The organism is Streptococcus sp. 116-D4, assembly GCF_009731465.1.
GTDB classification, from domain to species: domain Bacteria; phylum Bacillota; class Bacilli; order Lactobacillales; family Streptococcaceae; genus Streptococcus; species Streptococcus pseudopneumoniae_E.
The window spans coordinates 485,797-505,778 of sequence record NZ_AP021887.1 but is presented as its reverse complement, the minus strand read 5'-3'; the positions used below and the strand labels follow the sequence as shown (position 1 = coordinate 505,778).

18 protein-coding genes are annotated in these 19,982 nt (G+C 39.7%); 2 read left to right on the top strand and 16 right to left on the bottom strand.

The window, feature by feature from the left end:
- Nucleotides 1-8: 8 nt before the first annotated feature.
- The gene (gene pbp2b, locus UKS_RS02685; RefSeq protein WP_156011723.1) at nucleotides 9-2,066 is read right to left on the bottom strand and encodes a penicillin-binding protein PBP2B; all 2,058 of its coding nucleotides are present in this window, start codon (nucleotides 2,064-2,066) and stop codon (nucleotides 9-11) included.
- A gap of 191 nt (nucleotides 2,067-2,257) precedes the next feature.
- On the opposite strand from pbp2b, the gene UKS_RS02680 reads away from it, so the two are divergent.
- Entirely contained in the window at nucleotides 2,258-3,109 is an 852-nt protein-coding gene (locus UKS_RS02680; RefSeq protein WP_049494658.1) for a MurR/RpiR family transcriptional regulator, read from the top strand.
- Nucleotides 3,110-3,170: 61 nt separating this feature from the next.
- On the opposite strand, the gene UKS_RS02675 is transcribed toward UKS_RS02680, so the two are convergent.
- The 11 genes from UKS_RS02675 to UKS_RS02625 all read right to left on the bottom strand — a co-directional run bounded on the left by UKS_RS02675 (nucleotide 3,171) and on the right by UKS_RS02625 (nucleotide 13,337).
- Nucleotides 3,171-3,521 carry a type II toxin-antitoxin system RelE/ParE family toxin gene (locus UKS_RS02675; protein WP_156011722.1) on the bottom strand — a complete coding sequence of 117 codons (351 nt, stop codon included), beginning with the start codon at nucleotides 3,519-3,521 and terminating at the stop codon, nucleotides 3,171-3,173.
- Nucleotides 3,511-3,798, bottom strand: coding sequence for a type II toxin-antitoxin system RelB/ParD family antitoxin (gene relB / locus UKS_RS02670; RefSeq protein ID WP_156011721.1), 288 nt, complete (start codon nucleotides 3,796-3,798; stop codon nucleotides 3,511-3,513). The genes UKS_RS02675 and relB overlap by 11 nt, the downstream gene beginning before the upstream one ends.
- 96 nt (nucleotides 3,799-3,894) lie before the next feature.
- A complete protein-coding gene (locus UKS_RS02665; RefSeq protein ID WP_156011720.1) occupies nucleotides 3,895-4,779 on the bottom strand; it encodes an ROK family protein in 885 nt (294 codons plus the stop codon).
- A gap of 17 nt (nucleotides 4,780-4,796) precedes the next feature.
- Nucleotides 4,797-5,714: a dihydrodipicolinate synthase family protein gene (locus UKS_RS02660; RefSeq protein ID WP_156011719.1), complete on the bottom strand. Its 918-nt coding sequence runs from the start codon at nucleotides 5,712-5,714 to the stop codon at nucleotides 4,797-4,799.
- 68 nt (nucleotides 5,715-5,782) lie between these two features.
- Nucleotides 5,783-6,886, bottom strand: coding sequence for a Gfo/Idh/MocA family protein (locus UKS_RS02655; RefSeq protein ID WP_000241736.1), 1,104 nt, complete (start codon nucleotides 6,884-6,886; stop codon nucleotides 5,783-5,785).
- Nucleotides 6,887-6,898: 12 nt separating this feature from the next.
- Complete coding sequence (gene nanB, locus UKS_RS02650; RefSeq protein ID WP_156011718.1) at nucleotides 6,899-8,992, bottom strand: neuraminidase NanB; 2,094 nt, start codon at nucleotides 8,990-8,992, stop codon at nucleotides 6,899-6,901.
- A 17-nt stretch (nucleotides 8,993-9,009) separates the two neighbouring features.
- Nucleotides 9,010-9,843, bottom strand: coding sequence for a carbohydrate ABC transporter permease (locus UKS_RS02645; RefSeq protein WP_000730332.1), 834 nt, complete (start codon nucleotides 9,841-9,843; stop codon nucleotides 9,010-9,012).
- A complete protein-coding gene (locus UKS_RS02640) occupies nucleotides 9,843-10,727 on the bottom strand; it encodes a carbohydrate ABC transporter permease (RefSeq protein ID WP_023946138.1) in 885 nt (294 codons plus the stop codon). Before UKS_RS02640 ends, UKS_RS02645 begins: the two co-directional genes overlap by 1 nt.
- Before the next feature lie 78 nt (nucleotides 10,728-10,805).
- Nucleotides 10,806-12,143 carry an ABC transporter substrate-binding protein gene (locus UKS_RS02635; protein WP_156011717.1) on the bottom strand — a complete coding sequence of 446 codons (1,338 nt, stop codon included), beginning with the start codon at nucleotides 12,141-12,143 and terminating at the stop codon, nucleotides 10,806-10,808.
- An 18-nt stretch (nucleotides 12,144-12,161) separates the two neighbouring features.
- Entirely contained in the window at nucleotides 12,162-12,614 is a 453-nt protein-coding gene (locus UKS_RS02630) for a YhcH/YjgK/YiaL family protein (RefSeq protein ID WP_049521901.1), read from the bottom strand.
- 24 nt (nucleotides 12,615-12,638) lie between these two features.
- On the bottom strand, nucleotides 12,639-13,337 hold the full coding sequence (locus UKS_RS02625; RefSeq protein WP_156011716.1) for an N-acetylmannosamine-6-phosphate 2-epimerase: 699 nt from the start codon (nucleotides 13,335-13,337) through the stop codon (nucleotides 12,639-12,641).
- 439 nt (nucleotides 13,338-13,776) lie between these two features.
- Between UKS_RS02625 and UKS_RS02620 the strand changes: the two genes are divergently transcribed.
- Complete coding sequence (locus tag UKS_RS02620; RefSeq protein ID WP_156011715.1) at nucleotides 13,777-14,700, top strand: Rpn family recombination-promoting nuclease/putative transposase; 924 nt, start codon at nucleotides 13,777-13,779, stop codon at nucleotides 14,698-14,700.
- 715 nt (nucleotides 14,701-15,415) lie between these two features.
- On the opposite strand, the gene recG is transcribed toward UKS_RS02620, so the two are convergent.
- From recG to UKS_RS02600, 4 genes are read right to left on the bottom strand one after another with little or no spacing between them, the layout of a single operon-like run.
- Nucleotides 15,416-17,431: an ATP-dependent DNA helicase RecG gene (gene recG, locus UKS_RS02615; protein WP_156011714.1), complete on the bottom strand. Its 2,016-nt coding sequence runs from the start codon at nucleotides 17,429-17,431 to the stop codon at nucleotides 15,416-15,418.
- 18 nt (nucleotides 17,432-17,449) lie between these two features.
- Nucleotides 17,450-18,553 (bottom strand): alanine racemase, encoded by a 1,104-nt coding sequence (gene alr / locus UKS_RS02610; RefSeq protein ID WP_156011713.1) that lies wholly within the window; start codon nucleotides 18,551-18,553, stop codon nucleotides 17,450-17,452.
- Nucleotides 18,543-18,905: a holo-ACP synthase gene (acpS, locus tag UKS_RS02605; RefSeq protein ID WP_232049758.1), complete on the bottom strand. Its 363-nt coding sequence runs from the start codon at nucleotides 18,903-18,905 to the stop codon at nucleotides 18,543-18,545. Before acpS ends, alr begins: the two co-directional genes overlap by 11 nt.
- 44 nt (nucleotides 18,906-18,949) lie before the next feature.
- Nucleotides 18,950-19,981 carry a 3-deoxy-7-phosphoheptulonate synthase gene (locus tag UKS_RS02600; protein WP_140833763.1) on the bottom strand — a complete coding sequence of 344 codons (1,032 nt, stop codon included), beginning with the start codon at nucleotides 19,979-19,981 and terminating at the stop codon, nucleotides 18,950-18,952.
- Nucleotide 19,982 lies beyond the last annotated feature (1 nt).

Sequence of the window (19,982 nt, the reverse complement as noted above, 5' to 3'; positions counted from 1 at the left end):
GTTCCTTTCTAATTCATTGGATGATGTTGGTTATAGAGGTTGATAATATCGCGCGCAATGGAAGGTCCGACACCATTTGTAAGGTTGGTGTTATGAGGGAAGACAACAGCTACAGCGATTTGAGGATTATCTGATGGTGCATAGGCCACAGCATTAGTATTGTTAGCTTCTTGACCTCCCGCAACATAACTTTCGGCAGTACCTGTTTTCCCACTAATGGATACCGCTGCGCCATTTGAAAAGGCACGACCGGTTGTCAAAGCACTACCACCATGTGACACTTGATAAAATCCTTGTTGGAGGATGGAAACATCAGACTCAGAAATATTAATTTTATTCATTTCCTTGGTATCAATAGATTGAATTAAGTTCCCTAAGCCACCTTGTTCGTTGTTTCCATAAATCCCCTCGACAATGTGAGGTGCAATCCGAACACCGTTGTTGGCAATAGTTCCAACGTACTGGGCCAATTGCATTGGGGTGTAGTTATCAAACTGACCAAATGCATTGGTAATGTAATTAGCAAAATTATACTCTTTTGGTATGAAACCAGTTGACTCATCTGGAAGGTCAATGCCTGTTGAGGCTCCAAGACCATATTCAGCAAATGTCGAACGAAGTTTCCCCATAGCGGATTCTAAATTGTTAGTTAAAACAAACATATTGGGTTGATAGGTCTGACCCATAATGCCCAAAGCCGTTTGAACCATATAGGCATTAGAAGAATACTCCAAGGCTTCCACAGCTGTAATCGGGAATGAACCATAGGCTTGAGTATACCAAGAATTAATTGGAGCTGAACCTTGGAAGACAATCGGTTGGTCTGTCAAGGTCTGGTTCCCTGATAAAACACCATTTTCCCAACCAGAGCTGATAGTTGCAGCCTTAACGACCGAACCTGGTACAAAGACATTGGTCACAGTGCCCAAGGAATCTGACGTTAATTCACCCGTTTTCAGGTCATGTTTGATTCCTGACATAGACAAAACCGCACCTGTTTTTGGGTTAAGGGCGACTGCATACACACCCTCTGAATACTTGGCTCCTCCATTTCCCAGTTCAGAATTGAAATAACTCTTAAGCAGATTGTCCACGCTATCTTGGAAGGATAAATCAATAGTCAGTTTAATATTATTCCCTTTGGTACCATCTTCGATATTTTCGACACTTTCCATATTGCCATACTTGTCTAGATGGATTTCTTTCACCGAGCGTTTTCCTTGCAAGGTTTCTTCATATTGTTTTTCTAGATAAGAGGTTCCAACACGGTCATTTAGAGAATAACCCTTTTTGATATAAGTATCTGCTTCTTCAGCTGGAAGACCAGCTTTTTCACTGGATACACTACCTACTATAGACGAAAGTGAAGTATCTAGGACTTTTCGATCCCACGAGGTTGAAATACTGATGCCAGGTAAATTTTTAGAAGCAGAAGCTATCAAAGCAATCTGAGTATCTGTCAAGGACTCTGTCGCTATGGTCCCAGTCGCAAAATTTCCAACTGCATTCAGTTGGCTAAAGAGGTAAATTTCTTTCTTTTCGTCATCCGAGTAGGTCAATTGACCTGGATCGATACTTTCAACAGTATTATTGTAAACCTCGGATTCAGATAATTGATTCCCATCAGAATCAAGGCGTTTCTCACGTGGTAAGCTTTCCACAGCTTTCTTATAGACAGTTTCATCTGCTAGATAATAGTCCACCAACTGTCTATCCGTCAATGTTGGTGAAGAAACTCCCACATAGGTTAGCAACCTCTTGGCTGTTTCTTTCAAATCTGCAGCCGTCATTTTGTTGTTTCGAGTAAAGGAAACAACTTGTTTCACAGTATTTTCAACCAAAGGCTTACCGCTGGCATCATAAATTTCGCCTCGAGCTGAACTCGTGGTCACCTTTGTTTTACTAGCAGATGCTAATTTTGTCTCATAAAAATCCTTGTTCAAAACCTGCATATAAAGCAGGCGACCAATAATAGCCATAAAGAGCAAAATGACAATCGAAAACAATAAATTAAGCCGAATTGGAATTGAATGGCTATCAAATTTTCTCATACAAATCAGTCTCATTTCTATTTAAAATCTTACTCTTCATTGTACCACAATTTGAGAAGAAAATTATGGAAAAGGAAAAAGCTTTTTTTCTTTTTACAGGAAAATACGTTTTTATTTATCCATCCCTATATTATATGTTATAATGAATGTAAAAGTTCAATAATCTATCCTTTTTCCAATACGACTCATTTAAAGGAGCCTTCCCTATGGATAAACCAGATATAGCAACCCTCATTGATTCCCACTTCGAAGAAATGACAGATTTAGAGCAAGAAATCGCTCGCTATTTTTTGCAAACAGAAACCATTGTAGATGATTTATCATCCCAGCAAGTCACTCAAAAATTACATATCTCCCAAGCTGCTTTGACCCGCTTTGCTAAAAAGTGTGGTTTTACGGGCTATCGAGAATTTATTTTCCAATACCAACACCAAGCAGAGAAACAAGACACCCATTCTCACAAACACAGTCCACTGACAAAACGAGTCATCAGAAGTTATAGCAGTATGCGGGAACAAACACAGGACTTGATTGACGAAGTCCAACTAGAAAGAATTGCCCAGTTAATCGAAGATGCTGAACGTGTCTACTTCTTCGGAACAGGGAGTTCTGGCCTCGTAGCTCGTGAAATGAAATTACGCTTCATGCGTCTAGGTGTGGTCTGCGAGGCCTTGACTGACCAAGACGGCTTTGCTTGGACAACCAGTATTATGGATGAGAATTGTCTCGTACTCGGTTTCTCACTTTCTGGCTCAACTCCTTCTATTTTAGATAGTCTATTAGACGCTAAGGAGATGGGAGCAAAGACTGTACTCTTTACAAGTGTTCCCAATAAAGATAGTCAGGCCTATACAGAGACTGTCCTAGTAGCCAGTCACAGCCAATCCTCCTACATCCAACGTATATCCGCTCAACTTCCTATGCTCTTCTTTATCGATTTGATTTATGCCTATTTTTTGGAAATCAATCGTGAAAGCAAGGAGAAAATCTTTAATAGCTACTGGGAAAATAAAAAACTCAATGGCTATCGTAGACAAAAACGTGTAAGAAAATCCTAGTTTGGCTGAGCCAAACTAGGATTTTTATTCATCACTAAACATACCTCTTCTAGATTATGAATCAGTCGTATCTTGACTTAGTCTTGAATAATTTCATGTAATCACTTTTTGAAGGGAGTAAATAAGCAAGTCTGACGGTATCCTCAACAATTGTATATAATACGATGTAATCCTTACTCAAGGTCAATCCTCGCGTTTGGTAGCGAGGGTCTAATTTCTTACCAAATTTTTCATCGGCATCAAATCCAGCTTGGGGGAAAATTTCTAGCCGATTCATATCTTTTCTGATACTCGCTACTTTTCGTCTCGCAGCCTCTACAGAACCGATTTCCTCTGCTATATACTGATATATTTTATCCAGACTATCAATCACTCTAGGAGAATACAAAATCCTATATTTTTTATAATCCATAGCGTGTCACGACATCCTCATCTGTCAAGTAACTTCCAGCCTCAATCTTGGCATAGCTTTCTTGAACTTCTGCTTGTAATTGTCTAAACAAGTACTCCTTCTCTAATTCCTCTTCATTAAGTAAATCTACTTCATTTGTTACGGCAACATTCTTTAAAAATAATCTGAGTGCCGATGAAAGAGAGAGGTTTTGTTCTTTTAACACCTCCATGGCATCATTTACCAATTCTCTATTAGCTTGGAAGGTCACAATTTTATTTGAATTCGCTATAGCCATTTTATATAATTCCTTTATATATTTTCTTTATTATCTCACAATTATAAAGAAAGTCAAGGGAATTTGATTAGAAAATCCTAGTTTGGCTGAGCCAAACTAGGATTGTTTTGTTTTAAAATGATAATAAGCACCAAGCATCCCTGCTGTATTTTGGTGATGCGCAAATTCTAATCTCGTCTTATCTGCCAGGCTTGGTACCAAAGCATCTTTCAAAGCTTTTCGAATTTTAGGCTTGAGAATAGCTTCTTGTCCCATAATACCACCACCGAGAATGACTACTTCTGGATTGGCCACATAGCAAATATTTGCCAGACCTTTTCCTAGATAGTCTACCATGCGGTCAATGCCTTCCATGCAAATTTTGTTTCCTTCGGTAGCTTCCTTAAAGATGCGTCGGCCATTCCACTGGTCAACTGGATCTCCATGAGCTGCTGCTACATACTCAACCAGGGCTGTCGTAGAGGCCAAATCTTGGAAAGCTCCATCCTGCATATGCATATAACCAACTTCACAGGCTGAATTGCTAAATCCATGGAAGACTTTCCCATCCATAATCAAGCAGCCACCGATACCGGTTCCAATGGTCAAGCAAAGTATCACACTCGCTCCCTTGCCTGAACCAGATACTGCCTCAGCCAGACCTGCACAGTTGACATCATTTTCAATTTCACAAGGAATAGAGAAGCTAGTCCCAATTTCCTTCTTGAACTGGGTCCCTGCATAATTTGGAATCTGAGGTCCAGCATAGAAAATCTCACCCTTATCAGGATCCACCATTCCTGCTGAAGAAATAGCAACACCTGCTACTGGGCCTTTTTCTAAATAACTAGCTACGATATCTTTGGTCTTTTGTAAGATATGAGGTCCACCCTTATGCGCCTCTGTTGGCATTTCATGCGATTCAACAAGTTGGCCTTCTTGGTCAATCAAACCATATTTGATATTTGTTCCACCGATATCAATTGCAACGTAGTGTGTCATAAATACCTCCTTATGGATTAGAGGAAGCGCTCCTTGGTTTCACGAATCAAGGCTGCAGCTGCTTCTACAACTGGTCGATCTTCTTCGGTTACTGGTGTTAATGGTGAACGAACAGAACCAATATTCAAGCCTTCATTAATCTTCAAGACTTCCTTAATCACACCGTACATATTTCCATGTGCAGCAGTGAGTTTTCCAATGATTGCATTGATAGCATATTGCAATTCACGCGCTGTTTCTAAGTCTTTGTCAGCAATCAACTCATTGAGTTTCAAGAATAGTTCTGGCATAGCACCATAAGTACCACCGATACCAGCTTTAGCTCCCATGAGACGACCACCTAAGAACTGTTCATCTGGACCGTTGAAGACGATATGGTCTTCGCCACCAAGGCTCACAAAAGTTTGGATATCTTGAACTGGCATAGAAGAGTTCTTCACACCGATAACACGAGGATTTTTCAACATTTCTATGTAAAGGCTTGGCGTCAAAGCAACCCCTGCCAATTGAGGAATGTTGTAAATCACGTAGTCTGTATTTGGAGCTGCAGAACTGATATCGTTCCAGTATTTAGCAACTGAGTATTCTGGTAAGCGGAAGTAAATCGGTGGAATCGTTGCAATGGCATCTACACCCAAGCTTTCTGCGTGGCGAGCAAGTTCCATACTATCTTTAGTATTATTGCAAGCAACATGAGCGATAATGGTCAATTTACCTTTGGCAACTACCATGACTTCTTCCAAGATTAACTTGCGGTCTTCAACGCTTTGGTAGATACATTCACCAGAAGAACCATTGACATAAAGACCTTGAACACCTTTATCAATGAAGTATTGAACCAAGGCACGCGTACGCTCTGGACTGACTTCTCCTTGATCATCATAACATGCGTAGAAGGCTGGAATGACACCTTCGTATTTTTTTAAATCTGACATAGATTTTCTCCTAACTTATTTCCGAAATGAGGGGAGAAAATAAATTTTTCATCCCCTTTACATTCTGTTTATTTTACAATTTCTGACAATTTTACTTTGCGATCTTCAAACATAGATTGGGTACAAGCATCTGCAGTAGCAATTGCTTCTAGAGCAGCTTCACCTGTCAATAGTTTTGCAAATTCTTCTGATACTGGAGCTCCTTGCATAATCTCATGCAAATAGCGCATTTCTTTATCAATGACAGATGATAACCATAATGGAGTACGTTTACCTGGTTTACCATAAGCAATTGCCCCATCCATTTCTGTACTATGATAGATACGAGTACGATCATCATCTTCTTCTTGCGATTCATGAATCAAGAAATAACTTTCTTGTCCATCTAGCTTAAGAGTTCCTTTACAGTTGAATAAGTCTAAACGGATAGCACCTTTCGTTCCTTGGATTAAGACATAATGTTCACCCCAACGATAAGCTGAACCCCATTCTAACAAGGCAAAACGTTTATTAGAAAATTCCATATTGACAAAAATCATATCATCTTCATCACCGAAATTTTCACCTTCATGGGCTACATTTCCACCTGTCATGGTTACAGTTTCTGGCATACCACCCATAAGGAATTGCACGCAATCCAATTCATGAATATGGTGATACAAGTGACCACCTGATTTTTCACGAATTTTTTTCCATGATACGGATGGTTGTTGTTCTTCCCAACCATTACGAGCTGTGTGACAATATAGAACGTCTCCGATGACTCCTTGATTAATTAGTTCTTTTGCATGATGGACACCATTAAAGAAGTTCATAATATGTCCTGCCATAAAGGTTACATTATTTTCTTTACATGCATCTACCATCTCGCGACAATCTTGATAAGAAAGCGCAATTGGTTTTTCACAGAAAACATTTTTGCCATGTTGTGCAGCCTTAATAACCGGTTCCTTATGAAGATTATTTGGAGTTGCGACGATAACACAATCTACTTCATCGCTAGAAACCAACTCATCTAGGGAACTTGCTACTTTTGCTCCCAATTCTTCTGCAATAGCCTCTGCATTATCTGGATCATAGAGAAGAGTAATCTCTGCTCCATCATTCTTTTGCATATAACGAGCCAACTCAGCTCCAAAATATCCTGTTCCAACAACACCGTATTTAACCATGTTTTTTCTCCTTTATTTTGTTAAATCATTAATTTCCAAATCTATATACTGAACTACATTGCTTAAATGCAATTCATTTCTTGACCATGAATCATATTTTTCAAACAATACACCTATGTGATGATTTGGCAATTCTGTAATCGCAGAATAAGCATAACCATACGAAGGCAAATCAATGTCATAGTGGTATTTCCAATCGATACTATCATCTTCTTTATTGACTAAACCGACAACTAATTGACCTCCCTTACGGCCATTTCTAGAATTTGGTGTACTCAAAATGACTGCTTCTTTTCCATCAACTAATTGAGAGTATTTAATTGCAGATACTTGTGTACCATATGAAGTTTGTTGAATTCCATCGATATACGAAACTTCTGACCATGTTTCTCCAGAATCTCTACTAGTCATATAGGCAATCTTACCTGTAGTAGTTCTAAAGAATGTTCTAATCACACCATCTCTCATTTCAACCATTTGCGCTTCTGCTGTCGCATTCTTAAACGGAATTGAAGCTGAGGATTTCTTCCATGTTTGACCACTATCATCAGAAATGAGATAAGTTAGTTCGCCACTAGTATATGTTGCAAAAATTAATCTATTACTTGATTTTAATGCTAAACCTTGTCCGGGGCATAAGTAAGTTCCATTATGTTTTTCTCCTAAGAACGGAGGCAATAACTTAAATTGTTCCCAACTTTCTCCTCTATTCTGACTCGTTGTCATTGCTATATAATTAGTAGGAGTCACTTTAAATAAAGAGTCTTTGTAGAACACATTCATAGGAACCTGTTTTCCATTGTGTGTTTCTCTTAAAGAACCACTATCAAAATCAACCGAATATTGTTCGACTGTTAAAGACTTACCTCCCTCCAAAACTTCATACTTATCATTTACAGTATAATTTGTAGGTTTATTAGTCGTTTCATCGTAAACAACTCCATTTTCTCTAACTGTATAACGGAAATCATTATCTCCATTCTTCTTTAGTTTTAAATAATAATGACCGTTTATTTCTTTAAAACCTGAATCAGATTTGTTTGCATTATTATTTCCAATACCAGCAGGCATAACATCAGCTAATAATATCGTTTTCCCAGATTTTTTATCTTCAACAATGGATGAATCTATAAATGAAGCACTTCCACTAATTTGGCTATTCTTTAATTTATTATCTCGTGGCCAGTAAACCAACTGCTCCTCATAGTCATTAAACTTCATAGCAAAAGTTGGCTCACTCCACGTTTCCCCATTATCATCACTATAAGAAGTGGCGATATTAATCTTACTTTTAGAATCATGAGTTCCACCATAACGTGCATCAATACTTGATAGAACTCTTCCACTGCTTAATGTATACAATGTCGGTATTCTAAAATAGTTAGCTTGAGTAGAATCTCCTGATTGGAAAATTAACTGAAATGGATTTGACAAGGGAATAGTTGAAACTTCCTGATCACTAATTGCTTTATTAAATAGACTGATTTCATCAATACTTCCTTTTGCGAGGTAATGATCCTTGCCTTCACGATTAACAGCTCCTAGTGTTGCCTTATCTATACCATTTATATTTGAAATTGGCAAAAATGTATCAACTGTTTCAGAGAACACTTCTATCCCATTAACATACATTGTGTATGTTTTATCTTTAGAATCAGATACAAATACTAGTGTATTTTCAACTGCCTGTCCTTTATGCTTTCCCCATAATGAAGCTGGTCTAGAAAATAAATAATTTATTCCCTTTTGGGCGTCTCTTATTTCTACACCTATCTCACCAGAATCTCTCATGAAAATTGAAAAGTAATTATTTTTAAAGCCTGCTTTACTATTAGATAGGCCAAACAAAGCTTGAAGCGAGTTTGGTTCATCTGCTCTAAATTTCATTACTACTGTCTGACTCTCTCCAGATAATTTATCTAATAACAAAGGGCTGATATCTATACTCTTATTGTTCAGTTGATATGAACCTCCTTGAAAAATAGGAGATATGGACAGTTGACCATAGTTTAATTCATTCGCATGAATCAAAGTGGGGACTCCCATTAAAAGACTAATGCCTACAACAGAAATTCCTAGTTTTGAATAAAGACCTCTCTTATTCATTTTTTTCCTTCTTTCGTCTACTTCACAGATCCTTCTGACAATCCACTTGCAATCTTATTTTGGATGATAGAGAAGAAAATGATTGATGGAAGAACTACAATAACAGATGCTGCCATCATATCTCCCCAGTCTAAAATTTCTGAACCGTTAAGAGATCTAAGAGCTACTGCTACTGTCATCTTTCCTGTATTATTAATCAAGATCAAAGCATACAAGAATTCATTCCAAGCATTAATAAATGTATAAATAGCTGTTGCTACAATACCTGGTGCTACAATCGGTAGCACAACTTTATAAAATGTAACAAATTTATTTGCACCATCAATTCGAGCTGCTTCTTCAATTCCAATTGGGACTGTTTGGAAAAATCCAACTAAGAGCCAAACTGCATATGGAACACTAAAAGATAGATAAACCATCATCAAGCCAAATAAACTATTTGTTAACCCAACTTTAGCAATGGCAATTGAATATGGAATTGCTAACAAAATTGGTGGGAAAATGTAGGTAATGACGAGTAGTCTCGACATGATTGCTCCCAATTTAGGGAAGAATCGAACAATACCGTAGGCTGCCATAGCAGAAATAATAATCGCAATAACGGTTGTAGCTAAGGCAATGATTAAACTGTTTCGAATGTTATCAATAAAGTGCAAATCGTTGATAACATGAGTGAAATAATCTAATGTAAATTGTTCAGGCCAAAATCGTGTTGGATACTGAGTTAATTCTCCTTTACCCTTGACAGAAGATATGATAATCCATACCAGTGGGAAAATTGCAACAATGGTCGCACCAATCAAGAGTACATGTGAGAGAATATCTAAATAAATACCAGATTTCTTCTTCATTATTTTCTACCCTCCTTTTCCCACTTACTGATGATAGCAAAGTAGATAAAGCAAATCGCCACCAAGAAGATAAAGAGCAATACTGTGACTGCTGAAGCACGACCCAACAATTTAGTTCCCCAACCTAGGTTGTAAGCAAAAATTGGAAGCGTTGTTGTAGCATTGGCTGGTCCACCACCAGTAATTAGGTAGATAATGTCAAAGTTATTAAAGATCCATACAGTTCTCAAAACAACTAGAAGCCCTACAACCACTTTAATATGTGGAAAGACGATAAACTTGAACACCTGCCAACTTGAAGCACCATCTATCTTAGCAGCTTCAAATTGTTCTTCTGGTACTGTTTGCAAAGCTGAAAGTACATTAACCATGATCATCGGTGCTCCAAACCAAATGTTGATAAACACCAAACATAGGAATGCCCATGTACTATCTGTCAAAAATGCAGGTGTATGATCCATTAAACCTAATTTTACGATTAGGTTAGGTAAGTAGCCATAAACCCCGTTTAGAATCCACTGCCAAGAAAAGGCAATAACAATTGTAGGAAATGCCCAAGGAACAATCAATAAGGTCCTATATAATTTCTTGAAGTGACGTACTCTGTGAAGAGCTAAAGCCAATACAAACCCTACTAAAACTTGACCAACTAATGAGAAAACGGTCCACTTAATTGAATTAAAGAACGCATTAAAGAAGTTGGGATCTGATAGCACAGCTTTATAGTTAGCTAAACCAACAAATTTATAATTGGGCATAATCAAATGCTTATTGGTAAAGCTATAAAAAATACTCGAGAAAAACGGATAAACAAAGAGTAATCCTACGATAATCATAGCTGGCAAAACAAATATCCAGCGAGTTAAATTACGTTCTTTAACCATTCTCCTTCTCCCTTCTTTTACAAGATTGGGCTAGGGCTTTTCAGCTCACTAGCCCACCTATTTTCTAGTCTTTTATATCTACTGAACAGCCTCAAATAAATCGTTTAATTGTTTTTCTGCTTCTTTTGCTGCTTTCATAGGATCTGTTCCATTTGAAATGATATCTTGGAACATTTGTTCAATAATGTGTTGGTTAGTCAACATACCAGCTTGTACACTTGGTCCATTTTCATAACCAATAGCAGTACCTTTTTTAACAGCTTCAGTAATCACTTCTTCAGCATGTTTAAATTTCTTACGAGTTTCATTTTCTTTATAGGCTGCAGAATCGCTAATTCCCTTAATAGTTGGCAACATACCTACTGGAGTTGAATCAAGGAATTTAACGTAGTCTTCTTCATTATAAAGTGATTCCAAGAATGCTTTAGCAACTTCTGGATGTTTTGAATTTTTCCAAACAACCATTGGAATATTTGAGGTTTCAATTCCTTGGTCTTTATCAGATTCTTTGATTTTTGGAATAGGATAAGCATCAATCGAATCAATCAATTGAGGACTGTTGGCATTAATCCCTCCAATATGGAAGCCAGAGTTAAAGTCAAATGCTGTTTTTCCTTGATAGAACAAGGTAGCTTGTTGAAGGACATTAAAGTTCAAAGAATCTTGAGGTGAGATTTCTTTATACATTTTAACCCAGTATTTAATACCATCTTGAGCAAGTTGGCTTGTCAAATCTGCTTTAAGATCTTTTGTCAAGAGACTTCCACCACCACTACGAACATAGAAGTTCAAGAAACGTGTTGCCATTAAGTCATTTGTTCCAAGCGGAACAGACAAGCCATAAACTCCAGCTTCTTTCAATTTTTTAGAAGCTTCATAGAGTTGATCCCAAGTTTTAGGAACCTCAATATTATGTTCTTTTAACAAATCTGTTCTAACCCACATGACTTGTGCATGTGAATAAAGAGGAACAGAGTAGTAATCATTTCCGATTTTTGCTTCATTTAAGGCAGTTTCGTTAAATTTATCCTGTCCAATACGCTTGATAGAATCGTTTAGCGGAACCAAAGCATCTGAGTTTACCATTTCCATTACTTGGTTAGGAAGGGCTGTACTGATATCTGGCACATTTCCATTTGCTAAACCGGTAGTCCATTTAGTATAGAAGTCATTCCAAGAAAATGTTTCAATCTTGATTTTCGTTTTTGGATGTTTTTGCATGAAAGCATCTGCTGATTTTTGAATACTTTCTAAACGTGGCCCTTGAGTAAAGGAGTGCCACATTGTAATCTCACCAGATAATTCTGTCGGTGGTTCAGTGTCAGCTGTAGTTTCTTTCTTTCCTGAACAAGCTACCAAGGCAACGGCTGCTAGCGCTACTCCAGCTAGACATAAAAACTTTCTCATTTTTTTCATTGTTCTTCCCTTTCTACATTAAGAAATCGCAACTTTAAAGACAACTTTTTTCACAGGTTCATCATTTATACGAACCTTCGGTTGATGTAAATCTTCTGGAAAAGTGATGAGGCATTCGCCAGCTCTCAAATGAACTAACTGTTCCACTTCCCCTGTGTATAATTCAATATCTTTCTCCTCATCATATTTTTGGGTAACGCTTACATTTTCCGGCGACGTAACAGCCATGGCTTCTTCATTTTCCAAAACTAAATGAATATCTAAATACTTTTGGTGAGTTTCAAAGAAGGCTCCTGCTTGACCGTCTGCTAGATAAGTAAAGCAATTTCCAAACAATCGATCACCATCGATATCAATCGGACCTTCTGTTAAATTTTCTAGTCCTGTTTTTTCTAGAAAATCTATTAATGTTGCAAAATGTGGATTGACTCCCACATAAGTTCCTAAACGACTGATTTTAGTGATAATCATACTCAATCCCCCTTTCTTTATTTGTTATTTGAGACCAGCAACAAAGCGTTCTGTAATCTCTTTTGGTCTAGTAATAGCGCCACCAACAACGATACCGCGCACTCCATATCCAAGGATTTGTTTGGCTTGTTCTGGTGTATGAATTTTCCCTTCTGCAATGACATCTACACCGGCATCACAGAGTTTTTTGATTAATTCAAAATCGGGGCCATCTACTTTTGGACTGTAAGATGTGTAGCCTGATAAGGTTGTTCCGACAAAGTCAATTCCTGCTTCAACAGCTGCTAGTCCTTCTTCAAAAGTACTTGTATCAGCCATCAAGAGCTGGTTAGGATATTTCTCCTTAACCTGACGAATAAAGTCTTGAATCTCCAAACCATCGTAGCGTTCACGCTTGGTACAATCAAGAGCAATCACCTCGATGTCCAGTTCTGCTAGTTCATCAACTTCTTTCATGGTAGCCGTGATGAAGGGTTCTTGTGGTGGATAATCTCGTTTAATTATCCCAATGATTGGAAGGTTGGTAACCTCCTTGATTTCCTTGATATCACGAACACTGTTTGCTCGGATACCAACTGCTCCACCTTGCTCAGCCGCTTTAGCCAGCAAGGGAATGACTCCTCCCGCTTCTGTATAGAGCGGTTCGTGAGGAAGGGCCTGACAAGAAACGATGATTCCATCTTTGATTTTGGCAATCAAGCCTTCTTTAGTAATCTGTGGCATCCTCTTTCCTCCTTTTCTTTGTTCTTATGAGGTCATTATATATCATTTGTTAAGCGTTTTCAATGCTTTGTGGTAGAATAGATTTCAGTTTCAAAAGTATTTTATAGAACAGCTGTTTCTGAAAGTAGTTTCAGAGAGTCATCTATTTTATACTCTTAGAAAATCTCTTCAAACCACGTCAACGTTGCCTTGGATTATATATGTAACTGACTTCGTCAGTCTTATCTACAACCTCAAAGCAGTGCTTTGAGCAACCTGCGGCTAGTTTCCTAGTTTGCTCTTTGATTTTCATTGGGTAACTTCTAAAACTAATTTCCAGTTTTGGGAGAGAGATGGAAATTACTTTGAAAAGTTACGCTTTTTTCCGAATAAATAGATAGAACCATCGAATCTAGCAAAATTAGATTTTAAAATATGGTATAATAGAAGGAGGGAATGGATGATTCTCAGACATCCGGGCATCAGCCCAACCAATGACTTGGTTGCTAAGAAAATCTTTAGCAATCCAGAAGTCACTTGTCAATTTATTCGCGATATGCTGGACTTACCAGCCAAAAATGTGACCATTTTAGAGGGAAGTAACATTCACGTCTTGCCTACTACACCGTACTCGGCCCAGGATTTTTATACCAGTATAGACGTTTTGGCGGAGTTGGACAATGGAACGCAAGTAATTATTGAGATTCAGGTGCATCATCAGAATTTTTTCATCAATCGCCTATGGGCTTATCTGTGTAGTCAGGTCAATCAAAATCTAGAAAAAATTCGTCAACGTGAAGGTGACACTCACCAGAGTTACAAGCATATCGCTCCTGTTTACGCCATTGCAATTGTGGACAGCAACTACTTTCAGGATGATTTAGCCTTTCACAGTTTTAGTATGCGAGAGAATACGACGGGTGAGATTTTGACAATTACAAACAACGGTCAGGAAAACCATCTAGTCAAGATGGCGTTCTTAGAACTAAAAAAATACAGAGAAACCAGCAAAGACAAGATTCGCAAGCCCTGGTTGGAGTTTTTTGGGAATAAACCCTTTACTCAGGAACCCGAGCGAGCCATCAGTCAGGCAGACCAACTGCTAGACTACAAGAGCTGGTCCGAGGAGGACAGGAAAATGTTTAGTCAACTACGTATGCGTGAAGAACAGGCATTATTGGCTCATGATTATGCCTTGGAAACTGCTAGGGAAGAAGGGATTGAACAGGGGTTGGAACGTGGTATTGAACAGGGACTGGAGCGTGGGATAGTCGAAGGGAGTTTGTCTATGCTATTAAATCTAGTTCGTCAAGACCTTCTGACAGCTGAGGTTGCAAGTGAACAATTAGGAATGACCGTCGCTGAGTTTGAGGCATTGTTGTAAGGCCAGCACTAATGGTCAAGAAATCATTTAGTCAAGATGGCATTTTTGTAATTAAAAAATATAGAGAAACTATCAAAGACGAGGTTCGCAAGCCCTGGTTGGAGTTTTTGTAAATCATTAAATCAATGACAGATTTTTCCGTAATAGATGGAAGAATCTGTTTTTTTTTAGTTATGCTAGATGTGGGCTCTGAAATAGTAAGATATAGTGTATTGAAATAAGATATGAACAAAGGAATTAGGAAAGTCAAATTATAGTTAAATGAAATAAAAACTGAACAAATTGATTGCGGAATTCAAACTAATTTCTAAAAATGTTTTAGAAAATTCGGTGGACTATTCCAGATTCAGTCTACTATAATTTCTAGAAATTTTTTAGAATCCGCAGTGTGCTATTTTAGATTCAATAAATTGTGCTTGTAGAAACGAAAAAAGAGCATTTCGCTCTTTCTTCTTCTGCTCAATCTTAGTTTTTTGCTTCTTTCTTTTGGAAAGTGGTTTGGTAATTTACTTTAATAGCTACTGTCATGTGAGAGTCCTCGTTTCTTTTTGATGACTCTAGTATAAAGGGCAAACCTGAAAGCTAGCTTAATACTCTTCGAAAATCAAATTCAAACCACGTCAGCGTCGCCTTACCGTACTCAAGTACAGCTTGCGGCTAGCTTCCTAGTTTGCTCTTTGATTTTCATTGAGTATAAGATTTCCTTAGAGAAAGCTTAATCTAGGTGTTCTTTCTTCTCCAAATGAAGGGCAATCATGTGCCATTCTGGATCTTCTTGCCAGCCTTCTATCGAACTAATGTAGCTAGCAACCTTTCTGGCTTCTTCTAAAATCGGAAAATCTTCGATAATATCAGCCACTTGAAATTCTGGTAGTCCTGATTGTCTGGTTCCAAAAATTTCACCAGAACCACGCATTTTCAAATCTTCCTCCGCAAGAACAAATCCATTGGTGGTTTCTGTCATGATGCGCATGCGGTCTTTCCCAGAATCCGTCTTAGGATTGGCAACGAGAACAGCATAGGACTGCTTGTCCCCCCGACCGACACGACCTCTGAGCTGGTGAAGTTGGCTAAGCCCGAAGCGATCCGCATCCATGATAATCATGACAGTCGCATTGGGAACATTGACTCCAACCTCGATAACTGTCGTCGAAACCAGAATATCCGTTTTTCTTTCTTTGAAAGCCTGCATAATCTGGTCTTTTTCATCACTCTTCATCTTACCATGTAGAAGGGCCACCTCTGCTTTTCCTGCAAAATGAGACGTCAGCTCTTCTGATAAGGCAATGGCATTTTTTAAATCCAAAGCTTCTGATTCTTCAATCAAGGGAGAGATGACATAGGCTTGAGAACCTTTTTGGATTTCCCCCTCTAACCAAGTCAAGACCTGAGGCAATTGCTCATGCTTGATCCAGCGTGTCACAATAGGTTTCCGCCCTGCTGGCATCTGGTCGATAATGGAAACATCCATATCCCCAAAGGCCGTGATGGCCAGCGTCCGTGGAATGGGAGTCGCTGTCATCATGAGGACATCTGGATTGTCGCCTTTTTCTCGTAAAATACGCCTTTGTCCCACACCAAAACGATGTTGCTCATCGATAATAATCAAGCCAAGGCGAGCATACTCCACCCCATCCTGAATCAGAGCGTGAGTTCCGATAATCAAATCAGCCTCACCCTTGGCAATAGTCTCCAAGACTTCTCTCTTTTCTGCAGCTTTTAAGGAACCTGTCAAAAGAGCCAGTTTCAAGTCCGGGAAGAGACTCTGTAGACTCTCAAAGTGTTGCTCTGCAAGGATTTCTGTCGGTACCATGAGGGCGGCTTGGTAGCCAGCCGTCACTGCCACAAACATAGCCAAGCCAGCGACTACCGTTTTTCCGCTCCCCACATCTCCTTGCAGGAGACGATTCATGTGGTGATCCGACTTCATGTCGGTCAAAATTTCCTGCAAACTCTTTTCCTGAGCTGGGGTCAGGGCAAAAGGTAAACATTTCTTAACAGCTGTCATTTTTTCCTGAGACCAATCCAGAACCAGACCGCTGCCCTGAACTCTATTTTCAGACTTGAGCGTCTGCAATTGCATTTGGAAATAAAAGAGTTCCTCAAACTTGATACGGCGAAGGGCCTGCTTGTATTCTGCCAAATCCTTTGGAAAATGCATAGCTCGGACTGCCTGACAACGGGACATGAGTTTGTATTTGTTTAGTAAAGACTGGGGCAGATTTTCTTCTATCAAGAGGTCCAGTCCCTGATCAAAGGCTGTCTTGATAACCTTGACCAGACTGGCCTGACTGATTCCCTGAGCCAAACGATAAACTGGTTGGAGGTCATCTTCCACCTGAGCTAGGACCTTCATCCCAGTCAGACTAGCCTTGGCCCGGTCCCATTTTCCAAAGACAGCAAGGGTTGCTCCCAACTCTATTTTATCAGCTAGATAGGGCTGGTTAAAGAAATTCACCGCAAAAACGACTTCTCCCTGCTTGAGGCTAAAACGTAGGCGATTGCGCTTGAAACCATAATACTGGACACTGGCAGGAGTCACGACTTGACCAGAAAGGACCGCCTTTTCACCATCTTCCAACTCCAAAACCTGCTTGGTTTTAAAATCTTCATAACGGAAAGGAAAGTAGAGCAAGAGGTCTTGCAAGTTTTCAATTCCTAGTTTGGCATATTTCTCTACTGACTTTGGCCCTACACCAGGCAAGACATGCAAGGGTTGATGTAGATTCATGCTCTACTCCTTTCTTTTCTAATCATATTCTCTCGGAATACGGTCGCTGATGAGACAAACCACCTCATAGTTAATGGTTCCACGGTAGGTCGCTACCTGAGTAGCTGTAATTTCCTTGTCCCCATTGTAACCAATGAGGGTGACTTTGGTCCCTAAAGGATAAGGCTTAGGCAGACGAATAGTGATTTGGTCCATAGAAACCCGCCCAACGATTGGGCAAGCTTGGCCATCTACCAAGACAGAAAAATTCTGCATGTCTCGTGTCCATCCATCCGCATAGCCAATTGGTACCGTCGCGATGACTTGCTCGCTATCCGCTTGATAAGTTGCTCCATAGCCCATGCAAGCTCCAGCTGGAACTGTCTTGACATGAACCAGAGCAGATTCCAAGGTCAAGGCTGGTGTCAGGTCATAAGGCAGGTCCAAAACCTCTCCGCTTGGATTGAGACCATACATAGCATCTCCCATACGAACCGCATTGAAAATAGTCTCTGCATGCCAAAGGGTCGTTGCAGAATTGCTGGCATGAACCAGCTCTGGAAGACCTTTCATACTGGCCAAAATAGTTTTAAACCATTCTAACTGTTCATTAAAGTAGGTATCTGATTCCTCGTCTGCAGTAGCAAAGTGGGTAAAAATCCCTTCAACACGAGCACCGTGTTGTTGGAGCAAAGCTTGAGCCTGCTCAGCCTCACCTGCCTCTCTAAAACCAATCCGTCCCATTCCTGAGTCGATCTTGAGATGGACTGTCAATCCAGTTAGGTCAGCTTCCTTATCTAAAAGTGCTTGAATCCACTCCAGTCCAGCTACTGTCAAGGTGATATCGTATTCTTTAGCTAGAGCAACAGTTTCGATTTCAGAAACTCCCAAAATAAGGATTTTCTTGCTAACTCCAGCCTGACGAAGTTCAATAGCTTCATCAATATTGGAAACGCAAAAGCCATCAACATCATCTTGAATCGCTGTCGCAACAGCGACTGCTCCATGGCCATAGGCATTGGCCTTGACCACTGCCCACTTGAGCGTTCCTTGAGGGATATGAGCCCCCATTTGCTGAATATTTTGTCGAATAGCTCCCAGATGAATGAGAGCCTTGGTTGGTCTATGTGGACTAGCTTTCATGATTTTCCTCCAAAATGACACTGGCTGTCACAAACTGATCGGTATGGCTGATAGACAGCCAAATCTTTCCTGAAAATGGTGCCTGATTAAAATAAGGCGCCCCGCGTTCATTGTTTAAGACTTCTAAATCCTGAAAACCGAGCTTGCCAATACCAGTTCCTACGGCCTTAGAAAAGGCTTCCTTAGCCGACCAGCGACCAGCCAAATATTCGATTTGTCTGCGCCCTTTAAGACTGTTAAACCGTTTCATTTCCTTAGCAGTCAGCACGCGCTTAGCAAAGCCTTCATGTCGTGTAACTGCGCTTTCTATCGAAGCCAATTCTTCGATGTCAATTCCGTGTCCAACTATCATTCTCATCAAAAGGAGTTGAGATTCCCCAACTCCATCCTTTTCACTTATTTTGTCAAGGTAGCATAAATCTCTTCTACCAAGGCCTCTGTGTTTTCCCAACCTAGGCAAGGATCGGTAATAGAGCAACCAAAGACTTCTGGTTGGTTTTGACGACCATCTGCTAGGTAAGACTCAATCATAAAGCCTCGAACGATCTTTTTAATCTTCTCATTCCAATCACGATTTTGCAAGGTCTGACGAACAATTCGAATCTGCTCCATATATTGCTTGCCTGAGTTGTCATGGTTAGTGTCAATGAGGATAAAAGGATTTTCAAGCCCCATAGTTTCATAGCGTTCAATGGCATTTAGCAAAGTTTCATAGTAAAAGTTAGGCTCATTTTTCCCATATTCATTAACTGCGCCACGAAGGATGACGTGGGCCAAGGGATTTCCTGAAGTCTCAACTTCTTGACCATGAAAGAGGAAAGTTTGTTTGTTCTGAGCGGCATAGATACCGTTAAACATAACACCCAAATTTCCAGAGGTTGGATTTTTCATTCCAACCGGTGCATCAATCCCTGAAGCTACAAAGCGGTGCTCTTGGTCTTCCACAGAACGAGCTCCTACAGCATGGTAGCTAACCAAATCATCTACCAAGACCAAATTGGACGGATAAAGCATCTCATCTGCCGTCGTCAAACCAGTCTCTGTAATCACGCGGTAGTGCAACTGGCGCACAGCCTGCAAGCCGTTAATCAAGCTTGGAGCCTTAGAAGTATCTGGTTGGTGAACCAAACCTTTATAGCCGTCTCCGTTGGTACGAGGTTTAGCAGTATAAACACGCATAACCATAAAAATCTTGTCCGCCACCTTCTTTTGCAAGGCTGATAAACGGCGGGCATATTCCAAGACAGCCTCTTCATTGTCAGACGAGCAAGGACCAATCACCAAAAGGATACGATCATCTTCCCCTGAAATAATATCTGCCAATTCTCTATCACGGCGCTCCTTTAATCGCAAGGCTTCCGCAGACAATTGAGTTTCTGCCTTGATTGCTTCAATATCGATCTCTTGACCTTTTTCAATAAATGCCATC

Bases quoted from the DNA above. Each gene is read 5' to 3' on its own strand.
- pbp2b (WP_156011723.1), bottom strand. From the start codon at position 2,066: ATGAGACTGATTTGTATGAGAAAATTTGATAGCCATTCAATTCCAATT.
- UKS_RS02680 (WP_049494658.1), top strand. From the start codon at position 2,258: ATGGATAAACCAGATATAGCAACCCTCATTGATTCCCACTTCGAAGAA.
- UKS_RS02675 (WP_156011722.1), bottom strand. From the start codon at position 3,521: ATGGATTATAAAAAATATAGGATTTTGTATTCTCCTAGAGTGATTGAT.
- relB (WP_156011721.1), bottom strand. From the start codon at position 3,798: ATGGCTATAGCGAATTCAAATAAAATTGTGACCTTCCAAGCTAATAGA.
- UKS_RS02665 (WP_156011720.1), bottom strand. From the start codon at position 4,779: ATGACACACTACGTTGCAATTGATATCGGTGGAACAAATATCAAATAT.
- UKS_RS02660 (WP_156011719.1), bottom strand. From the start codon at position 5,714: ATGTCAGATTTAAAAAAATACGAAGGTGTCATTCCAGCCTTCTACGCA.
- UKS_RS02655 (WP_000241736.1), bottom strand. From the start codon at position 6,886: ATGGTTAAATACGGTGTTGTTGGAACAGGATATTTTGGAGCTGAGTTG.
- nanB (WP_156011718.1), bottom strand. From the start codon at position 8,992: ATGAATAAGAGAGGTCTTTATTCAAAACTAGGAATTTCTGTTGTAGGC.
- UKS_RS02645 (WP_000730332.1), bottom strand. From the start codon at position 9,843: ATGAAGAAGAAATCTGGTATTTATTTAGATATTCTCTCACATGTACTC.
- UKS_RS02640 (WP_023946138.1), bottom strand. From the start codon at position 10,727: ATGGTTAAAGAACGTAATTTAACTCGCTGGATATTTGTTTTGCCAGCT.
- UKS_RS02635 (WP_156011717.1), bottom strand. From the start codon at position 12,143: ATGAAAAAAATGAGAAAGTTTTTATGTCTAGCTGGAGTAGCGCTAGCA.
- UKS_RS02630 (WP_049521901.1), bottom strand. From the start codon at position 12,614: ATGATTATCACTAAAATCAGTCGTTTAGGAACTTATGTGGGAGTCAAT.
- UKS_RS02625 (WP_156011716.1), bottom strand. From the start codon at position 13,337: ATGCCACAGATTACTAAAGAAGGCTTGATTGCCAAAATCAAAGATGGA.
- UKS_RS02620 (WP_156011715.1), top strand. From the start codon at position 13,777: ATGATTCTCAGACATCCGGGCATCAGCCCAACCAATGACTTGGTTGCT.
- recG (WP_156011714.1), bottom strand. From the start codon at position 17,431: ATGAATCTACATCAACCCTTGCATGTCTTGCCTGGTGTAGGGCCAAAG.
- alr (WP_156011713.1), bottom strand. From the start codon at position 18,553: ATGAAAGCTAGTCCACATAGACCAACCAAGGCTCTCATTCATCTGGGA.
- acpS (WP_232049758.1), bottom strand. From the start codon at position 18,905: ATGATAGTTGGACACGGAATTGACATCGAAGAATTGGCTTCGATAGAA.
- UKS_RS02600 (WP_140833763.1), bottom strand. From the start codon at position 19,981: ATGGCATTTATTGAAAAAGGTCAAGAGATCGATATTGAAGCAATCAAG.